Genomic DNA, 18705 nt, shown 5'->3' with positions numbered 1-18705 from the left:
GAACGCAACACGAGCGGCCATACGCGCATCTCGTCGGCATCCGCTACGCCGGGGCGGCGATTCTTCCAGCGCTCCCGCAGGTTCAGCGATGCGGTTCGTGCGGCTCTCATGCTCTCCCCCTTTCCTGGGCGCCTCCGGCTGACTCGGACGGGGCTACCCCTCGATCGGACTCCGGATTAATGGGAATCCTCCGCACCCGCAACCGCTCTTCGGGCCCCTCAACGTGCAGGCTATACACGCCCTCAATGCGGCGGCGGCCGCCCTGCTGCTCGAGGTGAATAATGCGCTCAAAAGCCGTCACCGTATGCAGAGCAACCGTTCTATAATCCAGGCCCGCGAGCGCGCCCAGGGCAATCAGTCGGCGAGGCACCGCCTCGGCGCTATTGGCGTGCAGCGTGGTCCCGGCACCGCGGTGACCGGTGTTCATGGCGGTCAGCAGGTGCACCACCTCCGCCCCGCGGCACTCCCCCACCACCAGGCGGTCCGGGCCCATGCGCAGGGCTTGCACGATGAGTTCGCCCAGGCCGATAGCGCCCGCACCCTCTGAATTCGCGGCTCGGGTTCTAAGGGCAACGACCTGCTCGTGTTCGGGGGCGAGCTCCGGGGTGTCCTCCAGAATGACGATGCGCTCGGCCGGTTCACACAGCCCCAGCAGGGCGTTGAGGAGCGTCGTCTTACCGGTTCCCGTACCGCCGCTGATGACGAATCCACGGCGCTCGGCCACCATGCGACGCAGGTAGTCGGCGGTTGCGGCATCGCACAATCCGGCGCTGACGAGGCGGTTTAGGCCAGGGCGTTCCCTTGCCGGCAATCGGATGGACAGGCGGGTGCGCTCGCTCAGGGGCGGAATGATGGCGTGGATGCGTCGCCCCACCTCGTCGCTGACGTCGGTAGCCGGATGCGCGGTATCCAGTTGCCCACCGCGGCGGCGAATAAGGCGCTCGGCCAAGGCACGCACTCGCTGCTCGTTGCCGAGGCTCAGGGCGACGGGGCGAACCTCACCGCCGATGCCCGCCCAAATATCGCAGGGTGAGTTCACATAGATATCGGTGATGGCGGCGCCGAGTTTTTCCCCCGCTTCGAGGAGCAAATCGAGCGCGCCAAACCCGTAGAGCTCAGACCCCAGGTAGCGCAGAGCCAGTTCTCGGTCGACGGGTACGTGTTCGACGCTGGGGTAGCTCCACGGGGCGGTCCCCCGTTCGGCGGCGCGCGGACCTGCGGGATGTGCAGTAAAAACGCCCGGCAGCTTCCCCGGCTTTCTCCGCAGGGAGAGGGTACCCGAGAAGACCCGGGGCATAAAACGGTGCAGAATCCCCGGGGCTACCCGGGACGGCCCCGGGAGCGCACCGGGCGGCGGGGCTCCGTCTATCTCGGCGATAACCTCCTCCACGACCCCCTCGAGGAGAGGACGCAACGGCGACTCGAAGAAGGGCTGTGCTGATGAGGGCCCGTTGAAGGCCGCGGCTCCGTCGAGCGCGAGGGAGCTGAATTCCGGGGAACGCAGGATGCGCTCCCTCGCCTGTACGGCCACGGCGCGGGCCCGGTAGTCTTCGGGCACCATCAGCGCGGAAACACTCGCCCCGGCAGACACCCCGCTAGGCATAGGCACCCCGTGAGGCGCCCCAGCTGGCGGTGTGGGGGCAAGGCCCTGTTCCGACTCCCGCGGAGGAATCTGCGCCCTCACGCGCGGCGAGTCAGCGAGTAGGGTGCGCTGCGGGTTCTGTAGCTGGTCGGTATTCTTCATGGGTTCATCACACCACGTGAGGAAAACCCCCAAATATAGAACAATCGTTCTGTGGATAATTCCGGCTTAAACCCCGAAAAATCCGTTATCCACAGGGCGTTTTCGCCTCGTTTTGGCCGCTCAGCCTCCGTTCCGACGGCTTTATGACGAAACGCGAAAACCGCACAGCCCCAAAGTCGTCCGCCCCAAAACTCGCTTACTCCAAAACTCACCCGCTTCAAGACCCGCCCCCGCTTCGCACAGCACCCCTGTCTCACACGGCATCCCGGCCTCGCACAGCGCCCCCAGCCTCGCACAACCCCTTCAGCCGCTCAGCCGCTCCTACTATCCACAGGCTCGACGCCCCGTCACGGCCCGCACCCGGTCGTCACCGATAATGGAACTATGTACATCCTCCTCAGCCCCGCCACCGGTGCGGACATCACGGCCCGCACCGGCACCGCGAATCAGCCCGTCACCGCCCGCATTGCGGCGGGCGTGCCCGCGCGCGGCCGGGCGGAGAGCCCGGTGACGTCCTGGGGAGCTTTCCACTACGAAGACCCCACCGCCGAGCAGCTGGCCGACCCTTCCTTCATTCCGCAGATTCTGCGCGCAGACCGGGTCAGCGCCGCGAACCTGGCGGCCTACGTGCGCGAGGTTGAGCGGAGGGCCGAGCGGTCCTCGGACCGCCGACCCCCGCGCTGGATCTGGGCCGATACCCGCCACATCGCACCCCTGCTATTACGGCGCGGGGTGCGCGTGCACCAGTGCTACGATCTGCGGCTCGTGCAGCGTATTCTGCGGACCGCAGCCACGCATCCCAGCCGCTTTGTCAGCTACGAAACCGAGCTGGACCTCTCGGAACTCGCCGAGGCTCTAGAGCCCCAGGGATACCTGCCAGTGGCCCGCCAAATTCAGGGGCAGGAGGAACTATTCGGCGCGGATTTCCTGAGCGGTGCCGCTCAGAAGAACGCCGGTTCAGCCGGTGCTTCCTCAAAGAATCCCACGCAGGCCTCGGGGACCCACGATCTTCTTGAGCCGGCGCCTCACGAGCCTTTCGAGGCACAGCTTTCGGCCGGGCCCGTCCGTCTTTTGCCGGAACACCCCGTCGTGCGCGCCCTCATGGGCGAATGGCTGGCCCAGGCGCGGGCCATCAGCTCCTCGAAGCATCCCGAACGTCTGCGATTGCTGGCGGCGGCCGAATCGGCGGGCGCCCTCGTCGCTGCCGAAATCGGGTACTACGGCATCCCCTTTAACGTGAGGGCTCACCACGAACACCTGCAGGAACTACTGGGCCCCCGGCCCGAGCCCGGCCAACGCCCACAAAAGATGCAGGAGCTGGTCGAAGAGATCCAGCGCATGCTGTTCATGCCCACGCTTAACCCCGACTCACCGCAGGAGCTTCTACACGCCCTGCAGTCGGCGGGTGCCTCGGTGACGTCGACCCGGTCCTGGGAGCTCAAGAGCTGGGCGAAGGCCGTGCCCTCGCAGCGGCAGAAGCGGCAGGCCCTCATTGAACCGATTCTGCGCTACAAGAAGCTGTACCGCATCTGGACCGCCAACGGCTGGGCGTGGTCCGACACCTGGGTTTCTGAGGGCGCTTTCCGCCCGCACCTTGAGGTGGGCGGGGCCGCGACCGGGCGCTGGGGCGCTTCGGGCGGCGGTGCCCTGCAGCTTCCCGCCGAGATTCGGCAGGCAATTCAGGCCCCCGAGGGGCAGATTCTGACGGTGACGGACGGCTCGCAGATTGAGCCGCGCATCCTGGCGGCCCTCAGCCGGGATGAGGCGCTCGCATCGGCCGGACGAGGCGCCGACCTGTACGCCGGCATCGCCGAGTTGGCGCGTCTCAAGGGCGTGGGGTTGACGGAGCGCGCCCATGCCAAGGTGGGCATGCTCGCCATCATGTACGGCGGACGCAGCGGCGAGATTGGGGCGCTTCTTCCGCACGTTGCGGCCCTCTTCCCGCAGGCCATGGAGTTCACGGAGCGGGCGGCGCGCATCGGTGAGGCGGGTGGTCAGGTGACGACTTTTCTGGGGCGCACTTCACCGCCGGTGAGCGATCGTTTTCGCGAGATTGTGGCGGATCGTTCCTCACCGGCGGCCGAATCGCGTGCGGTGTCGACCGCGCGTGCTCACGGCCGTATGACCCGCAACTTTATTGTTCAGGGAACCGCCGCGGAGTGGGCGCTGTGCTGGATGGGTTCGGTGCGCACCCGCCTGCTGACGGAGACGATTTTCGGCATGCCCATGCGCACCCGCATCGTCTATTTTCTGCACGATGAGCTGCTGCTGTGCGGTCCGGAGCTGGAGGCCGAGCGCGTGGCTCGCATCGTGCGCGAGTGTGCGGCGGAGGCGGCACGTCTGCTTTTCGGCAGGGTCCCGGTGGATTTTCCCGTCTCGGTGCACCACGTGCACGATTACTCCGAAGGTAAATAACCCGCGGCGGGCTGTGCGGGCCGCCGCGGGGTGGGGCCGCGTTCGTTTCCACCGGCTGGCCGGCACGCCATACGACCGGCGGGTTCTAGGGCTCGTACCCGGGTGCCGGACGTAGATCGTTGCGGTTCCAAGGCACGGTCCAGCCGAGCGAGTCGAAGATGCGGTCCAGCAAAATCGCGGTGAATCCCCACACCGTGAACTCCTCACCGCCGGGCATGCGCACATCGAAGGCGGGGGTGCGGTGCGAGGTGCGGCCGCGTTTGATGTAGGCGGTGTGCCGGTTGGCGGGGTTCAGCAGATCGTGCACCGGAACCCGCGCGATGAGGGCCGATTCGTTGCGGTCGACCACGCTGACGGGCACGGGGCTGTTCCACCAACCGATGACGGGGGTGACCATGAAGTCGCTGATGGGAAGCGGCAGGGTGCGTAGCTGGCCGAGGACCTGCACGCCGGCGGGGTCCAGGCCGGTCTCCTCCACGGCCTCGCGCAGTGCGGCGATGTGTGCGACCGGTTCGCCCGTGGACTCGGCGAGCGTGTAGTCTTCGGGGTCGATTTTCCCGCCGGGGAAGGCGGGCTGACCGGCGTGCGCGCGAAGTGTTGCGGCGCGCACGAGCAGAAGCACGTCCAGGTCGGCACCCACGTTCTCGGGGCATCCTTCGAATTCGCCGGTGGAGGGCGAGTCATCGAGAACGCCGAAGAGAATCAGCACGGCGGCCTCCTTGCTCAGGGGGCTGGCGGGGGCGCTGCGTAGCAGGGCGTCCACGTCAAATTCGACCCCGCCGCTGGCGAGGGCCTCGAGAAGGTCACGGGCAGGGTGCTCGGTTCCGCTGGTCACGGTCATAGTTGGTTGCTCTCCGCATCGTATGCAGGCGTGGGGTTGTGCTCGTCCATGGCTCGCGCTATCCGGGCGGGCCGTCTACGGCGATTTCACCAGTGTACGGCAGGGGCCGGCTAGGCGCTGAGCGGGTACCCCTCGGCCTGTAGCTGGCGGCGGGTTGCGCCCTGCAGAAAGCGAAGGTGCAGGTCCTCGCGGCCGGGGGCCATTTCGTATTTCATGAGCTTGCGGGCCTTCTGCTCGTTGGTCTCGCCGATGCCGTAAGAGGGGCAGAGATCTGCAACCGGGCATACGCCGCAGGCGGGCTTCTTGGCGTGGCAGATGCGGCGGCCGTGGTAGACCATGCGGTGCGAGAAGATGGTCCAGTCCTTGCGTTCGATGAGCTCTGCAACGTCTTTTTCGACCGCTTCGGGGGCCTCGGCGGTGGTGAATCCCATGCGGCGGGCCAGGCGGCCAAAGTGCGTGTCGACGGTCAGTCCGGGCACGCCGAAGGCGTTGCCGAGCACCACATTTGCGGTTTTGCGGCCGACTCCGGCGAGCTTGACGAGCTCCTCGAGGGTGGAGGGCACCTGCCCGCCGTGCTCCTCGACGAGCTGGCGCGAGAGGTTCACGATGGAGCGTGCCTTGGCGCGGAAGAAGCCGAGGGACTGGATGTAGGGCTCGACCTCCTCGTAGCGTGCGGAGGCGAGCGCGGTGGCATCCGGGTAGCGGGCGAAGAGCGCACCGGTCACGGAGTTGACGCGCACGTCGGTGGTCTGCGCCGAGAGCACGGTGGCGATGAGTAGCTCGAAGGGGGTGTCGAAGTCGAGTTCGGCGACCGCGTAGGGGTAGGTTTCGCCGAGGATGCGGTTGATTTTGCGGGCGCGGCGCACGGTGGCGAGGTGGCTTTCGGGTGCGCGTGCGCTGAGGCGGCGTGCGGCGGCTGCGGCTTTGAACTCTGGGACGACGCGAATCTGCAGGAGTGATTCGGTGTTGTCTGCCGCAGTGTCTTGGGCCGGGGTGTTCTGTGCGGCCGTTGCGGGGTGGGTGGCGTTCTCGGTCATAGCGTGAGGGTACCGGGCTTTGGGGTGCGGACGGTAGCGAGGTTCACCGTAGTTGGCCTCCGTCTTCTATACCGCGTCATTTTCTGGGCAGTTCGCGTTGGCTCGTACTGTGCGGGTGCCTGCTGTGCCACACTGGTTCTATGTCAGATACGATTTTTGTGCTTAACGGCCCGAACTTGAACCTGCTCGGGCATCGCCGCCCCGAGGTGTACGGCTACACGACCCTGCACGATATTGAGCGTTCAGTGCGTGAGCGTGCCGCCGCCCACGGTTTCGACGTTGAATTCATGCAGTCCAACCACGAGGGTGTTCTGGTGGACGAGATTCAGCGTGCCCGCACGCGCGGGGCCGCCATCATTATCAATCCGGCGGCGTACACGCATACCTCCGTGGCGCTTCACGACGCTCTGGAGGCGGCGGAGCTTCCGGTGGTTGAGGTGCACCTGTCGAACGTTCACCGCCGTGAGGAGTTCCGTCACCGTTCCTTCGTATCCCCGCAGGCCACCGCGGTGATTGCCGGCGCCGGCGCTTACGGTTACGTCATGGCGGTTGATTTCCTGGCGCAGCATCTGGCGGAATAGCAGCGCAGCATCTGGCGGAATAGCAGCGCAGCATCTGGCGGAATAGCAGCGCAGCATCTCGCTGAGTAACTTGCCCTCCCCCGTTCGTGAAATAGTTCAGGCTCCCGTTCCTCGTGCGAGGGCGGGAGCCTGATCTGTTGTGCCACTGTTCCGCGGCTCGACACTAGCTACTTACGGCAGGATCCAGTGGAGACCGCGGCGGTGTTGTTACCGCCCTCGGCCAGGGCCTGCTTGAGGGTGGTCGCGGTGATGGCGTAGCCGGTCTGGCCGGTGGTTGCCTTACCGAAAATCACGCCAACCACGTTGCCGTTCTCGTCGAGGACGGGACCACCGGAGTTGCCGTGCTGAACGTCGGCTGCCAGCTGATAGACCTGGCGCATGGCGTTGGCTCGGCCGGTGTCGGCGTCGATGGTCTGGGTGTTGCCGATGCCCTGCACGGTGGCGGGCAGCGCCTTGAACGGGCCGCCCTTGGGGTAGCCCATGAAGGTCACGAGGCTACCCGCGGAGGCGTTCTTACCGATGGTAAGCGGCTTCAGGGGAAGCTTCGGCACGCTGATGAACGCGAGGTCCTGTTCACTATCCATGTAGACCACGGTGCCGGGCCAGGTGCGTCCGCGGGAGTCCTGCACGACCGGTGAGGTCACGCCGGCAACCACGTGGGCGTTGGTGACGACCAGGCCCGTGTCGGCCACGAAGCCGGAGCCGGTGGAGGTGTAGCCGCACTGCTCTGCGGCTCCCAGGATCTCCACGACGGAGGCGCTGGCGGCGTCAAGCGCATCGGACTCAACGCTCTGGGTCGGGGCGGATGCTTCGGGGGCGATGAGCTCGCTGACCTCGGGAATGGAGGTGGAGGCGAGCACGTTGTTACGGACCGAGTCAATCTGGTCTTTAAGGGCGTCGGGGGTGCTGGTGACCATCCAGGTCAGGGTCTTGGACTGGCTGAGCGCAGTGTTCAGCTGCGGGATGGGCACGGTGCGCATCGAGATGGTCAGCACGACCAGCACGAGGGCGCAGGCGGCGAGGTTGAGCACGCCGCCGAAGAATCGTTCGATGCCCTTCAGCGGGGTAACGTCGGTGACCTTCCGGATGGTACGTCCGGCGACGATGCCCAGCCACTGCCCGATGGTCAGGCAGAGGATGAGCACGCCAACCGCGGTGATAAGGCTCCACTGGGTCCCGACGGAGGCGACGGCCAGGGGCACGAGCCAGGCAGCGGCGCAAACGCCCAGGCCGAGGCCAAGGAAGGTGCCGAGGGTCGTGAAGAAGCCGCTACGGATTCCGGCGAGGAAGTAGAGCAGTAGAAGAATGGGGATGACGATATCAAGGGGGTTAATGTCAGCCATTTTGACGGGGCCTCCTTGGGGGTGGGTAGAAATGATCAGGGATGCACCCACGATATGCGGCCCGTCGGTGGGCACACCCAATGGACCGATAGTAGACCCATAAGCTGTGCTAAACCTTAGAATTTACCGGGAATGAAAAACTTTTGTTGTAAAGCTCCGGATTCTGAGTGCTTAAACCAAAATTTTAGGGTACGCTCTTATCAGTTGAATATGTCACACCCGCTTGAGCCGTCTCACACTGCAGTCGTGAGATACTTTACATAGGTTCAGGCTCACTCACTGAACATCACGGGCTTCGGCTCTTCACCTCATATCTAGGAGAACTTCATGGATCTCGAGATCCTCCGTCGCACCCCTCTTTTTGCGAACCTTGACGACGCAGCATTTGCCCTGCTGACCGATGACATTCAGGAGATTGACCTCTCCCGTAACGCCGTCCTCTTCTACGAGGGTGACCAGGACGATCAGCTCTTTGCCGTACTCTCCGGCAAGGTGAAGCTGGGTCGCACCGCCGCCGATGGCCGCGAGAACATGGTCGCCATCATGGGCCCCGGCGACGTGTTCGGCGAGATGGCTCTCTTCGATCCTTCGCCCCGTTCGACCAACGCGGTGGCTGTTTCCGAGACCCGCCTGGCAGCTATTAAGCACGAGTCCTTCAAACGTGCCCAGCAGCTCGACCCCTCGATTTCCGACCAGGTTATCAAGACCCTGGCTCGCCGCCTGCGCCACGCTAACGAGGCCCTGGCCGACCTGGTCTTCTCCGATGTTCCCGGCCGCCTGGCCAAGGCTCTGCTGGATCTGGCCGACCGCTTCGGCCGCCCCGCAACCGACGGTGTGCTCGTTGCACACGAGCTGACCCAGGAAGAGCTGGCACAGCTGGTTGGCGCATCCCGCGAGACCGTGAACAAGGCTCTGGCCGAGTTTGTTTCCCGCGGCTGGATTCGTCTGGAAGCACGCGCCGTGGTCATCCTCGACCTGCCCCGCCTGCGCCAGCGTTCCCGCTAGGCGGTAGCGGCATAACCGCTATCATTCTTCGACCTTGCGGTCTTTCGTCCCGGCTCTGCCAGGCAGGATGAGTGCCGCAACGTTACGCTTTACATACGGCAGGAGCCGCCTCCTTTGCATGGGGAGGCGGCTCCTGCCGTTAATTTATGCGTCGAGCGGTGCGGTCGAGGCGACCTGAGCCTCGGTAATGGTCGGTCTGAGAGTGTACATGCCCAGCGTGCGCAGGCCCGAGGCTATGCGACGCGTCCGTCCAGCTCGCTTCCGGTCTGGGGCACCGCGCCCAGGCCTCCGGTGAAGACCGGCCCGGTCGGAGCGGGAGGCTCCACCTCGGTGAAGGAGAGCATGCAAGCGCCGTTATGGCTCACGAGCACGGCCTTGCGCACCTCGATGCGGCGGCGCTTCGACAGCCACGCCACCGAGGTTTGGGCCCTCGCGAGAGACTCCAGCATGCACATGACGCCGGGGGTCACGAGCTCTTCCAGGCGGCGACCCACAGTATTGGGCTGGCCGATGCGGTCGCCCAGCTCGCTCGTATCGCGCGCTTCCAGAAGCTCACGCACGTTCAGCCAATCACCCCACACGCCCTTGCCGAGCAGCAGCTTCGGGTCCTGCCCCACCGGCAGGGCGGTGGTGAAGTAGGCGATGTCGTAGCGCTTGAGGAAGAAGTCCGGGGACTGCCAGCGCGCTACGGGGCGCAGCAGGTCAGCGCGAATACTGAGTCCGCTCGAAGACAGGAAGTGCGCGAAGCTCTTGTCCTGATCGGCCACGGCCTCGCGCCAGGCCATCAGCTCGGGGGTGCTGGAGCGTTCCACGACGTCCTGTTCATCCTCGCCGGCCAGTAGAATACCCGTCTCCTCGAAGGATTCGCGCACAGCGGCCATGACGCTGCGGCGCGCTTTCGTCACGTCGGAGTAGTGAAATTGCTTCTGCCAGTATTCGGCTCCGGGGCCCACCCAGGAGGCGGATTCGTCGTCACCCGGGAGCGCGGTACCGCCGGGGAAGGCCACCACGCCCAGCGGCGAAGTGCCCGGGCGGTAGGTCAAGATGGTCTCCAGGCCGTTGTCGCCGTCGCGCACGAAGATGACGGAGGCCGCCTGGCGCATCGTGCAACCGGGGGTTCCCTCGTTACCCTCTTCGCACCAGCTTTCCGCGGCGGCTCGCATGAACTCCGGGATCACGTAGAGGCGCTGAATGGCCTCGGTGCGGGGTGCGGGCGAGGAGTTGCGGCCCGTGAACATGCGGGGATGTTCGGGCTCGGCAGATACCTCCGCGGTGCCGAATCGGCGCTCCTGCACGGGCAGGGGCAGCGTCTTCAGGTCGTGGGCGCCGCCGGGAGTCTCAACCTGGCGACCTTCCTGAGAGGCGCGCTGCGCCTGGGCCGCGCGGATAGCCGACAGCGGCAGTGCGCCGGTGTACAGCTGATTAGACATATTCAACAATAATCTCGACCTCGACGGGCGAATCCAGGGGCAGCACGGGCACGCCCACGGCGGAACGGGCGTGCTGGCCAGCCTCGCCGAAAATCTCGCCGAGCAGCTCGGATGCACCGTTGATTACGGCCGGCTGAGCGGTGAAGTTCACCTCAGAGGCCACGAAGCCCACAACCTTTACGACGCGCTGAACGCGGTCCAGGTCACCAATCACGGACTTAACGGCGGCCAGGGCGTTCAGCACGCTGATGCCCGCGTACTTCTTCGCGTCCTCGGGGTTCACGAAGCCCTCTTCACCGGAGCCGGAGACCTTACCGGTGGCGGGCAGAACGCCGTCGACGAAGGGCAGCTGGCCGGAGGTGTACACGTAGGAGCCGGAGGTCACCGCGGGAACGTAGGCGGCGACGGGGGCGGGTGCGACGGGCAGCTCGTAGCCGAGTTCGCGGATGCGGGCTTCGATGCGAGATTCAGTCATGATTACTCCAGAAGGATTGCGGGTGTTCACACCCGGACGGTGATGAGATGTGTGCGTTGCGTGCCGTTATACAGTTCTTTCCACGGGTCCGCGGTGTACCCTTCACTTTTCGAAGGGTTAAACGGCTAACCGGCGGCCCGCCTCAGCTATTCCCAATTGCAGCCACGTTTTCGGCGCGGAGCGAAGATAGCTGGGGGAGCCGCCGGAGGGGCGACGTTTAGTCGGCCTTCTCGCGCTTAAAGTAGGCGATGGGGTTACCCTGAGTGGGCGCGACCATGTTCGATGCGGGGGCTGCGCCGGCGGGTGCGGAGGCACCGGGGAGCACGGTGACGAGCTCCCAGCCGTCCTCGCCCCAGTTATCGAGGATTGCCTTGGTCGTGTGGATCATCAGCGGTACAGTTGCGTATTCCCATTTCTTCATACCCTCTAGCCTAGCTTTCGGGGCCCTACTTGTAAAAGGGATTGTCACATTGTGTTTTTCACGTGCTGCGCCTCCCTTTCCGCGTCTCCGGCGGCTATCTAGCGGTCGGAAAACCCGAGTGAGCGCCTCAACCGAGGTTCTCTCCAGAGAGGGCTTCCTCTCACAGCTTCATGGGTTAAACTGAATGAATGGCTTCATCTAAGAAAACCCGTGCGCGTCGCCGCCCGGGAGATTTTTTGCAGTTCCTCGCGTTCAGCGTGATTGCCGGTTTCCTCGCGGCAATCATTGTCGTGCCTCCGGCCGTGAGTGCCGGCATGGTCGCGAACGCATCGATGTCATGGTTCCAGGACCTCCCCGAAGATATTGCGGAAGGTCCCTTCTCGCGTCCCTCGACGATTTACGCTGCGGACGGCACCACCGAAATCGCGACCTTCTTCGACGAGAACCGCGACCCGGTCAAGCTGGACCAGATTTCTCAGCACATGAAGGACGCCATCGTTTCGGTTGAGGACCGCGACTTCTACAAGCACGGTGCGGTCTCCGCGATCGGTATTGGCCGTGCGTTCCTCAACAACATCGTTAACTCCAATAGCGGCCGCCGCCAGGGTGCTTCCACCCTGACCCAGCAGTACGTCAACAACCTGATCGTGGACGCCGCGGTGTCCCGCGGTGAGGACGCTACCGCGACCCTCAACGGTAACAAGACGTACGCTGCAAAGATTCGCGAGATGAAGCTTGCGATTTCGATGGAGCAGAACAAGTCCAAGGATGAAATCCTTGAGGGCTACCTGAACATCGTGAACCTGGGTGGTTCCAACTACGGTGTCGAAGCTGCCGCACAGTACTACTGGGGCATCTCCGCTAAGGACCTGAACGTGGCCCAGTCCGCGCTTCTTGCCGGTCTGGTGCAGGCACCGAACGTGTACGACCCAACCGTGAACCCCGAGCTGGCCCGTGAACGCCGCGACGTGGTGCTTGGCACCATGCTGCGCGACGGCAAGATTTCCGATAAGGAATACAGCGAGGCTATCGCCAGCGATATTAAGCTCGACGTCCACCCCAAGTCGCAGGGTTGCTCCCTGAGCGGCGATAAGGCCTTCTTCTGCCGCTACGTGGTGAACTACCTGCTGCAGGACGAAAGCTTGGGCGCTACCGCCGAGCTGCGCAACACCGCGATTAAGCGCGGCGGTCTGAAGATTGTGACCACCCTGAACCCCGAGGCTCAGACCGTGGCCAAGCAGGCTGTGGACTCCACCCAGCCGGCCGCCACCAACTGGAACGACGTGAACTCCGCGCTGACCAGTGTCGAGCCGGGTACCGGTCGCGTGATTGCCATGGCTCAGAACACCGAGCTCGGTACCCCCGCCGACGCGAACGACCACTCCAAGACCGAGTACAACTACAACGTTGACGCGGCCTACGGCGGTACCAGCGGCTTCCAGCCCGGTTCGACCTTCAAGCCGATTATTCTGGCTCAGTGGCTGATTTCCGGCCGCGGTGCTAACGGTACCGTGAACGGTACCCAGCTGTTCTGGCCCACCAGCTTCGGCTGGAACGCCCGTTGCTACGACGGCGGCAAGTACTACTACACCGGCCAGGCAAACGGCTGGTCCTACAAGAACGCGTTCAACGGTGGCCTAGGCTACAACACCGCGGCGTACGGTATCCGCCAGTCGCTGAACTCGTACCTGTACGGCATGCTCTCCCAGCTGGATTTGTGCGATGTGCACGACCTGTCCATCAAGATGCACGCGCTGGACGGTACCGGCGAACCGCTGCACAGCATCCCCGACCTGGGTACCAACATTGGTGGTACCAAGTACGGTATCTCCCCGCTGACCAGCGCTTCGATGTACGCGATCTTCGCTTCCGAAGGTAAGTACTGCACCCCGCGCCCCGTCGATAAGATTCTGAAGAACAACGGCGACACCATGAAGGAATACCAGAACCAGTGCGAGCAGGTTCTGGATCCGGATATCGCAAACGGTGTCAGCTGGGTTCTGAAGGGCGTTATCCAGCCTGGCGGTTCTGCTTCTCAGCGCGGTATCGGCCTGCCGAACGGTTCGGCTGCGAAGACCGGTACGAACGATAACTCCTCGCAGACCTGGCAGGTGGGTTACACCCGCGGCCTGGCCACCGCATCGTGGGTTGGTTCGAACAACCTCGGTTTCCGCTCTCTGAACGGTGTGGGCATTAACGGTCGCGTGCTGAACTACGTGGATGGTGCAACCTACGCTGGTGCCCAGTGGCAGACCTTCATGAAGGCCATCGCCCCGAAGTACGATACGAAGGACTTCACCATCCCCAGCGATAAGGTTCTGTCTTATAACTCCAACCCCAGCTAAGGCTGAGGTTTGAAAGGCGATTGATGATGTGTGAAAACGCAGTCAACGCCCGCGTCCCCGTGGCGGTCCCCGGCGCACGCGGCTCCTCCCCGCTCCTGAAGAAGGTTGCGGGGGCGGTAGCCGCCACTGCAGCCTTGGGGGCCGCCACGGCGGCATACGGGCACTTTGTTGAGCTGAACAATTTTCAGCTCCGCACCGAGTCCCTGCCGGTGCTGCCCGCCGGTAGCCCCGACTTCAGGATTCTGCACATCTCGGACATGCACATGATTCCGGGGCAGCGGAAGAAGAACGAGTTTATGCACTCGCTGGCCGCACTCGAGCCGGATCTGGTCATGAACACGGGCGACAATCTCTCTCACGTGGGCGGTATGGAGCCGCTGTTGGAGGCGCTCGACCCGCTGATGGATTTCCCCGGCGTGTTTGTGCCCGGCTCGAATTGCTATTTCGCGCCCATTTTCAAGAATCCGGCACGCTACCTGTGGCAGCCGCGCACCCCTCAGACGATTGAGGAGGGTTCGCGCGTGGCCCTGCCCATAGAGCAGATGCACGAGGCCTTCGAATCGCGCGGGTGGACCGGCCTGGTCAACCGCTACGATACGCTGAAGCTAAACGGTCTGCGCCTGGAGTTCTCGGGCGTGGACGATCCGCACCTGCGCTACGATAAGCACCCCGGTTTTGCCCCCGGAGCCTTCGACGAGAGCACCGAGCCGAGCGTGCGCATCGGCGTGGCCCACGCTCCCTACATGCGCACTCTGCACCGCTTCGTGCAGGACGGCGCGCAGGCCATCTTTGCCGGTCACACGCACGGCGGCCAGGTCTGTCTGCCGGGCGGTCGGGCGCTGGTCAGCAATTGCGATTTGCCGGCCTCGCGCGCCAAGGGCGTGAGCGAGCAGTCCGGCATCCCGGTGCAGGTTTCCGCCGGCCTGGGCACCTCCCGCTTTGCGCCGGTGCGCCTGTTCTGCCCGCCCGAAGCAGTCCTGGTGACCCTGACGGCCCGCGACGCCGGTGAGCCCGCCGGCACGGCGGGTGGTCGCCGCTAATGTCCGAGGCTTCAACAACGCACACAGGAAAGCAACGCCGCAACCCGTTCCTCGAGACGGCGCCCGAACCGATTCCCGCGCCCATCGACTACGCCGAGGGCAACCGGGCTCCCCGCACCCTGGCCGCCTACGCGCGTCCGATTCGCCTGCGCTGGAGCGTGGGCCTGCTGGTGGCCTTCGGGGCCGGCGTGCTGGAAATTTCGATTCCGCAGGTGCTCCAGATGATTGTGGATCACCTCTCGCACAGCGCCACTGAGAGCGCCATCTGGGCGGCGGGCGGCCTGGTGCTGGTCCTAGCCATTGCGCATGCATCCTTCGCGTACTGGCGACGCTGGCTGCTGGTGGATCCGACCTCCACCATCGAGATGTCCATGCGCATGAACTTCTTCGATCGCCTGCTCAGCGCGCCAATTGCGCTGCTGGACCGTTGGCCTTCCGGCCAGCTGCTGACGCGTTCGATGAGCGATTTGGGCACGATACGCCGCTGGCTTTCTTTCGGCATCGTACAGCTGCTGACGGTGATCGTCATGTTCCTGGGCGGCGCCTTCTACATGCTGCAGTCATCGCCCCTGCTGGCGCTGGTCTTCGTGGTGACGGTGCCGGTGCTGGTGCTGTCGCTGGTGAACTTCACGCGCAAGTACTACCGGGTCTCCCATGAGATTCAGCAGCTGACCGGTGACCTTTCGACCCGCATCGAAGAGTCGGTGCGCGGCATCCGCGTGATTAAGGCGCTGGGACGCTCCCCCGAGCAGATTCGCGGCTACGCCCAGGCCGTGGATGCTCTGCAGGAGCGCGAGTACGGCAGATCGATGCTCGTGGCCCGCGTGGCGCTGAACCAGACCCTGATTGTGGGTATCTCCACGGCAGTCGCGCTGGCTCTTGGCGCTTCGCAGGTCGCCAACGGCGCGCTGAGCCTGGGCGCGATGACCGCCTATTTTGCGGTGCAGACGACCGTGCTGAGCCACGTGATTCGTTCGACCTCGCTCATGTCCGCGTACCTGAGCTATAAGGTGGCTCTTGAACGTCATAACGAGGTCATGGACGAGCCCGGCTTTGAGATTGTGCGGCTGATAGACCCGGCGAAGGCCGACGAGTACTCCCCGAACCCCGCGAACGCTCAGGATTCCGCGCAGCGCTCTTCTCTTTCTTCTCATCCTTCTGACGCCTCTGGAGCGGCACGCTCCGGAAAGGAAAGCATGCAGTACCCCAGCGGTGGCGCCGTATCGGTGGCCTTTAACCAGGTTTCCTTCAGCTACGAGGAGTCCGCCCCCGCGCCCAATCCGGCGGCTGATTCTTCGCTGGGTGTACAGCTTCCGCGGGCTGACGTGCTACACGACGTGACGTTCAAGGCATTCCCGGGCGAGATTCTAGCTCTGGTGGGTGCAACCGGTAGCGGCAAGTCCACGGTGCTCTCGCTGGTGCCTCGCTTCTACGAGCCGACCTCCGGCTCGCTCCGCCTGGGCTCGCACGATATGGCGGATCTTTCGGTGGAGCAGGTGCGAGCGCAGACCGCGTTCGTTTTTGAGGAGGCGGTCCTCTTCTCCGGTTCGGTGCGCGAGAACGTGCTGATGGGCGTGGCCGACCAGTACGAGGGCGGCACCTCCGACGAGGATTACCCCGGCAGCGACGAGCTGGAGGCAACTCTGAACACCGCGCTGAAGCTGGCTGCCTGCGAGTTCGCCTACGAGCTGCCGCAGGGGCTGGACACGATTATCGGTGAGGAGGGTCTGAGCCTTTCGGGTGGCCAGCGTCAGCGCCTGTCCCTGGCGCGTGCCCTGGCGAAGCGTCCCTCCGTGCTGCTGCTGGATGACCCGTTCTCTGCGCTGGATGTTGATACCGAGGAGCGCATCATCAACGGTCTGCGCGAGGGCCTGGAGGGCCTGGGCGGCGCCACGACCCTGCTGACGGCGCACCGCCCCTCGACGGTGGCCTTGGCGGACCGCGTGCTGCTGATGGTTGACGGCACGATCACGGCAGAGGGTACCCACGCCGAGCTGATGGAATCTTCGGAGCAGTACCGCCGGCTGATGACCATGGAGGAGGGCTAATGCCAGCCCATTTCCCGGTGCCTTCCGGGCGGGAAGCCAGCCCCGAGGAACGAGCCGAGACGAGGAGGCGCTCCCTCGCCCTGCTGAGCCACTCCCTGCGTCCGCATCGCGTGGCGCTCATCGTGTCAATTCTGTCGGTTTTTGTGGTCACGATTGCCTCGGCGGTTCAGCCGTTGCTGATTGCCCGCGTGCTGGACAGCGCCATCGCGCCCCTGCGTCAGGGGGATTCGGGGCCGCTGACGGTTCTCGTGGTGCTCTTCGCGGTGACGGTTGCGGTGGGCGCTCTCTGCAGCTGGCTTAACGTGGCCTGCACGGTGCGGGTTTCGCTGGGCGTGGTGGTGTACCTACGCAAGCGAGTCTTTGCGCACGCCCAGTCGCTGAGCGTTTCTTTCCACGAGAAATACACCTCGGGTAAGGTTATTTCGCGCCTGACCAACGATATCGATACGGTGCGTTCCTTCCTGGACAGCGGCATCAGCCAGCTGGCCATCACCCTGCTGTCGATGGTTATTTCTGCGGCCGCTATTTTTGCGCTGGACTGGCGAATCGGCCTGCTGATGATGTTCATGGGTGTACCGATTTACTATCTGACGCGCTGGTTCCAGAGCCGTGCTACCCCGGTGTACCGCCGTATGCGCACCGAGTCGGCACGCCTGACGAGCCGTTTTGTCGAGACTTTTGCCGGTATCCGCGCGGTCAAGGCTTTTGGTGCGGAGGCGAAGCTCCGTTCCGAGTATGCGCAGACGGCAGAAAGCTACCGTGTGCGGGTCATGGACTCGGTTAAGGTCTTCGGCATCTACTCCCCCGTGCTGATCCTTCTGGGTGATGTGTTTATCGCGGCGGCCCTGGTGCTGGGCGGTTACGCGGTGCTCGGCGGCGATATGCAGGTCGGTACCCTGCTGGCGCTGGTGATTTACGCGCGGCGCGTGTTTGAGCCGGTCATGCAGCTTTCGGAGTTTTACAACATGTTCCAGTCCGCGATGTCGGCGTTGGAGAAGCTGTCTGCCTTCCTCGCGGAGAAGCCCGAGGTCGCCGATCCCGAGAATCCCGTTTCTCCCGTTCTCGAGAAGACCGGTCCTGCGGTTTCTTCGCCTGAAGACTCGGCACACGGCGCCCTGGTGGAGTTGGATAATGCGGTCTTCGGCTACACGAGTGAACGCCACGCCCTGCAAAAGACGAGCCTGCGTATCGAACCGGGTACGACGGTGGCTCTGGTGGGTCCGACAGGTGCCGGCAAGTCGACGATTGCCAAGCTCGTGGCGCGATTCTACGACGTGTCCTCGGGTGCTGTTCACATCGACGGTGTGGATGTGCGCGACCTGACCGACGCGCAGCTACGCCGCGAGGTGCTTATGCTGACGCAGGAGGTATTCCTGTTCTCCACGAGTATCCTAGAGAACATCCGCATGGGTAACCCGCAGGCGAGCGATGAGCAGGTGAAGGCGGCCGCGAAGGCGGTGGGCGCCGATGCGTTCATTGAGCGGCTACGCGATGGCTACGACTCGCTTTTGGGCCGCGGCGGTATCTCCCTGTCCGCGGGTCAGCGTCAACTGGTGTCCTTTGCCCGCGTTTTCCTTGCCGATCCGCGCCTGCTGATTCTTGACGAGGCGACCGCCTCACTGGACATTCCGAGCGAACGCGCCGTGCAGAAGGCCCTGCACACACTGTTGAGGGGGCGCACGGCCCTGGTGATTGCCCATCGCCTCTCAACGGTGCTCAGCGCCGACCGCGTGCTGGTGATTCGGGATGGCGCCGTGGTGGAGGATGGCTCCCCGCAGCAGCTGATTGCCGCCGGTGGTCGCTTCGCGGCGATGTACGCCTCCTGGGATGAGCTGAACCGGGCGCCGGAGGAAGGCGAATAACCCGGCTCCGAGGCTTGCTTCAGCCTCTAGCACGGGTCGAGCGATTTTTTGGTTGCTCTGTTTGCGTTCCGTATTTTTTTGGGTTATCCTAGGTGAGTTGCCTACGGTATTCGCCGAT

General features: G+C 64.3%; 14 protein-coding genes. 7 read left to right on the top strand and 7 right to left on the bottom strand.

Features of this window, described 5'->3' with window-relative positions; all coding sequences use genetic code 11:
• Positions 1-106 precede the first annotated feature (106 nt).
• On the bottom strand, positions 107-1603 hold the full coding sequence (locus ADJ95_RS08960; protein ID WP_152691677.1) for a CpaF family protein: 1497 nt from the start codon (positions 1601-1603) through the stop codon (positions 107-109).
• A gap of 525 nt (positions 1604-2128) precedes the next feature.
• Here ADJ95_RS08960 and ADJ95_RS00895 point away from each other — a divergent pair.
• Positions 2129-4159, top strand: coding sequence for a bifunctional 3'-5' exonuclease/DNA polymerase (locus ADJ95_RS00895; RefSeq protein WP_049331656.1), 2031 nt, complete (start codon positions 2129-2131; stop codon positions 4157-4159).
• 85 nt (positions 4160-4244) lie between these two features.
• Here ADJ95_RS00895 and ADJ95_RS00890 read toward each other — a convergent pair whose 3' ends face one another.
• Both ADJ95_RS00890 and nth read right to left on the bottom strand, forming a co-directional pair.
• Positions 4245-5000 carry an NUDIX hydrolase gene (locus tag ADJ95_RS00890; protein WP_049331653.1) on the bottom strand — a complete coding sequence of 252 codons (756 nt, stop codon included), beginning with the start codon at positions 4998-5000 and terminating at the stop codon, positions 4245-4247.
• Between the two features lie 110 nt (positions 5001-5110).
• Positions 5111-6037, bottom strand: coding sequence for an endonuclease III (nth, locus tag ADJ95_RS00885; RefSeq protein WP_049331651.1), 927 nt, complete (start codon positions 6035-6037; stop codon positions 5111-5113).
• 140 nt (positions 6038-6177) lie between these two features.
• On the opposite strand from nth, the gene aroQ reads away from it, so the two are divergent.
• Positions 6178-6618, top strand: coding sequence for a type II 3-dehydroquinate dehydratase (gene aroQ / locus ADJ95_RS00880; RefSeq protein WP_049331649.1), 441 nt, complete (start codon positions 6178-6180; stop codon positions 6616-6618).
• Between the two features lie 167 nt (positions 6619-6785).
• Here aroQ and ADJ95_RS00875 read toward each other — a convergent pair whose 3' ends face one another.
• A complete protein-coding gene (locus tag ADJ95_RS00875) occupies positions 6786-7961 on the bottom strand; it encodes a MarP family serine protease (RefSeq protein WP_049331646.1) in 1176 nt (391 codons plus the stop codon).
• A gap of 327 nt (positions 7962-8288) precedes the next feature.
• Between ADJ95_RS00875 and ADJ95_RS00870 the strand changes: the two genes are divergently transcribed.
• Positions 8289-8966, top strand: coding sequence for a Crp/Fnr family transcriptional regulator (locus ADJ95_RS00870; RefSeq protein WP_005504653.1), 678 nt, complete (start codon positions 8289-8291; stop codon positions 8964-8966).
• A gap of 233 nt (positions 8967-9199) precedes the next feature.
• Here the strand turns inward: ADJ95_RS00870 and ADJ95_RS00865 are convergent, their stop codons facing one another.
• From ADJ95_RS00865 to ADJ95_RS00855, 3 genes are all read right to left on the bottom strand, one after another.
• Positions 9200-10396, bottom strand: coding sequence for an NUDIX hydrolase (locus ADJ95_RS00865; protein ID WP_049331642.1), 1197 nt, complete (start codon positions 10394-10396; stop codon positions 9200-9202).
• The gene (locus ADJ95_RS00860; RefSeq protein WP_049331639.1) at positions 10389-10871 is read right to left on the bottom strand and encodes a RidA family protein; all 483 of its coding nucleotides are present in this window, start codon (positions 10869-10871) and stop codon (positions 10389-10391) included. Before ADJ95_RS00860 ends, ADJ95_RS00865 begins: the two co-directional genes overlap by 8 nt.
• Positions 10872-11088: 217 nt before the next feature.
• Positions 11089-11292, bottom strand: a complete 204-nt coding sequence (locus ADJ95_RS00855) for a hypothetical protein (protein ID WP_049331637.1) — start codon at positions 11290-11292, stop codon at positions 11089-11091.
• A gap of 188 nt (positions 11293-11480) precedes the next feature.
• Here ADJ95_RS00855 and ADJ95_RS00850 point away from each other — a divergent pair, with 188 nt between their 5' ends.
• Genes ADJ95_RS00850 through ADJ95_RS00835 form a run of 4 tightly spaced genes read left to right on the top strand, consistent with a single transcriptional unit; the run spans position 11481 to position 18587 of the window.
• Positions 11481-13637 carry a transglycosylase domain-containing protein gene (locus ADJ95_RS00850; RefSeq protein ID WP_049331635.1) on the top strand — a complete coding sequence of 719 codons (2157 nt, stop codon included), beginning with the start codon at positions 11481-11483 and terminating at the stop codon, positions 13635-13637.
• A gap of 26 nt (positions 13638-13663) precedes the next feature.
• Positions 13664-14677 carry a metallophosphoesterase gene (locus ADJ95_RS00845; RefSeq protein WP_049332171.1) on the top strand — a complete coding sequence of 338 codons (1014 nt, stop codon included), beginning with the start codon at positions 13664-13666 and terminating at the stop codon, positions 14675-14677.
• The gene (locus ADJ95_RS00840) at positions 14677-16725 is read left to right on the top strand and encodes an ABC transporter ATP-binding protein (protein ID WP_049331633.1); all 2049 of its coding nucleotides are present in this window, start codon (positions 14677-14679) and stop codon (positions 16723-16725) included. The genes ADJ95_RS00845 and ADJ95_RS00840 overlap by 1 nt, the downstream gene beginning before the upstream one ends.
• Positions 16725-18587, top strand: coding sequence for an ABC transporter ATP-binding protein (locus tag ADJ95_RS00835; protein WP_049331631.1), 1863 nt, complete (start codon positions 16725-16727; stop codon positions 18585-18587). The genes ADJ95_RS00840 and ADJ95_RS00835 overlap by 1 nt, the downstream gene beginning before the upstream one ends.
• Positions 18588-18705: the final 118 nt, after the last annotated feature.

This window comes from Rothia mucilaginosa (genome assembly GCF_001061665.1).
In the GTDB taxonomy this organism is placed as follows: domain Bacteria; phylum Actinomycetota; class Actinomycetes; order Actinomycetales; family Micrococcaceae; genus Rothia; species Rothia mucilaginosa_A.
The sequence above is the reverse complement of the archived record's forward strand: the minus strand, read 5'-3'. Positions and strand labels throughout refer to the sequence as shown.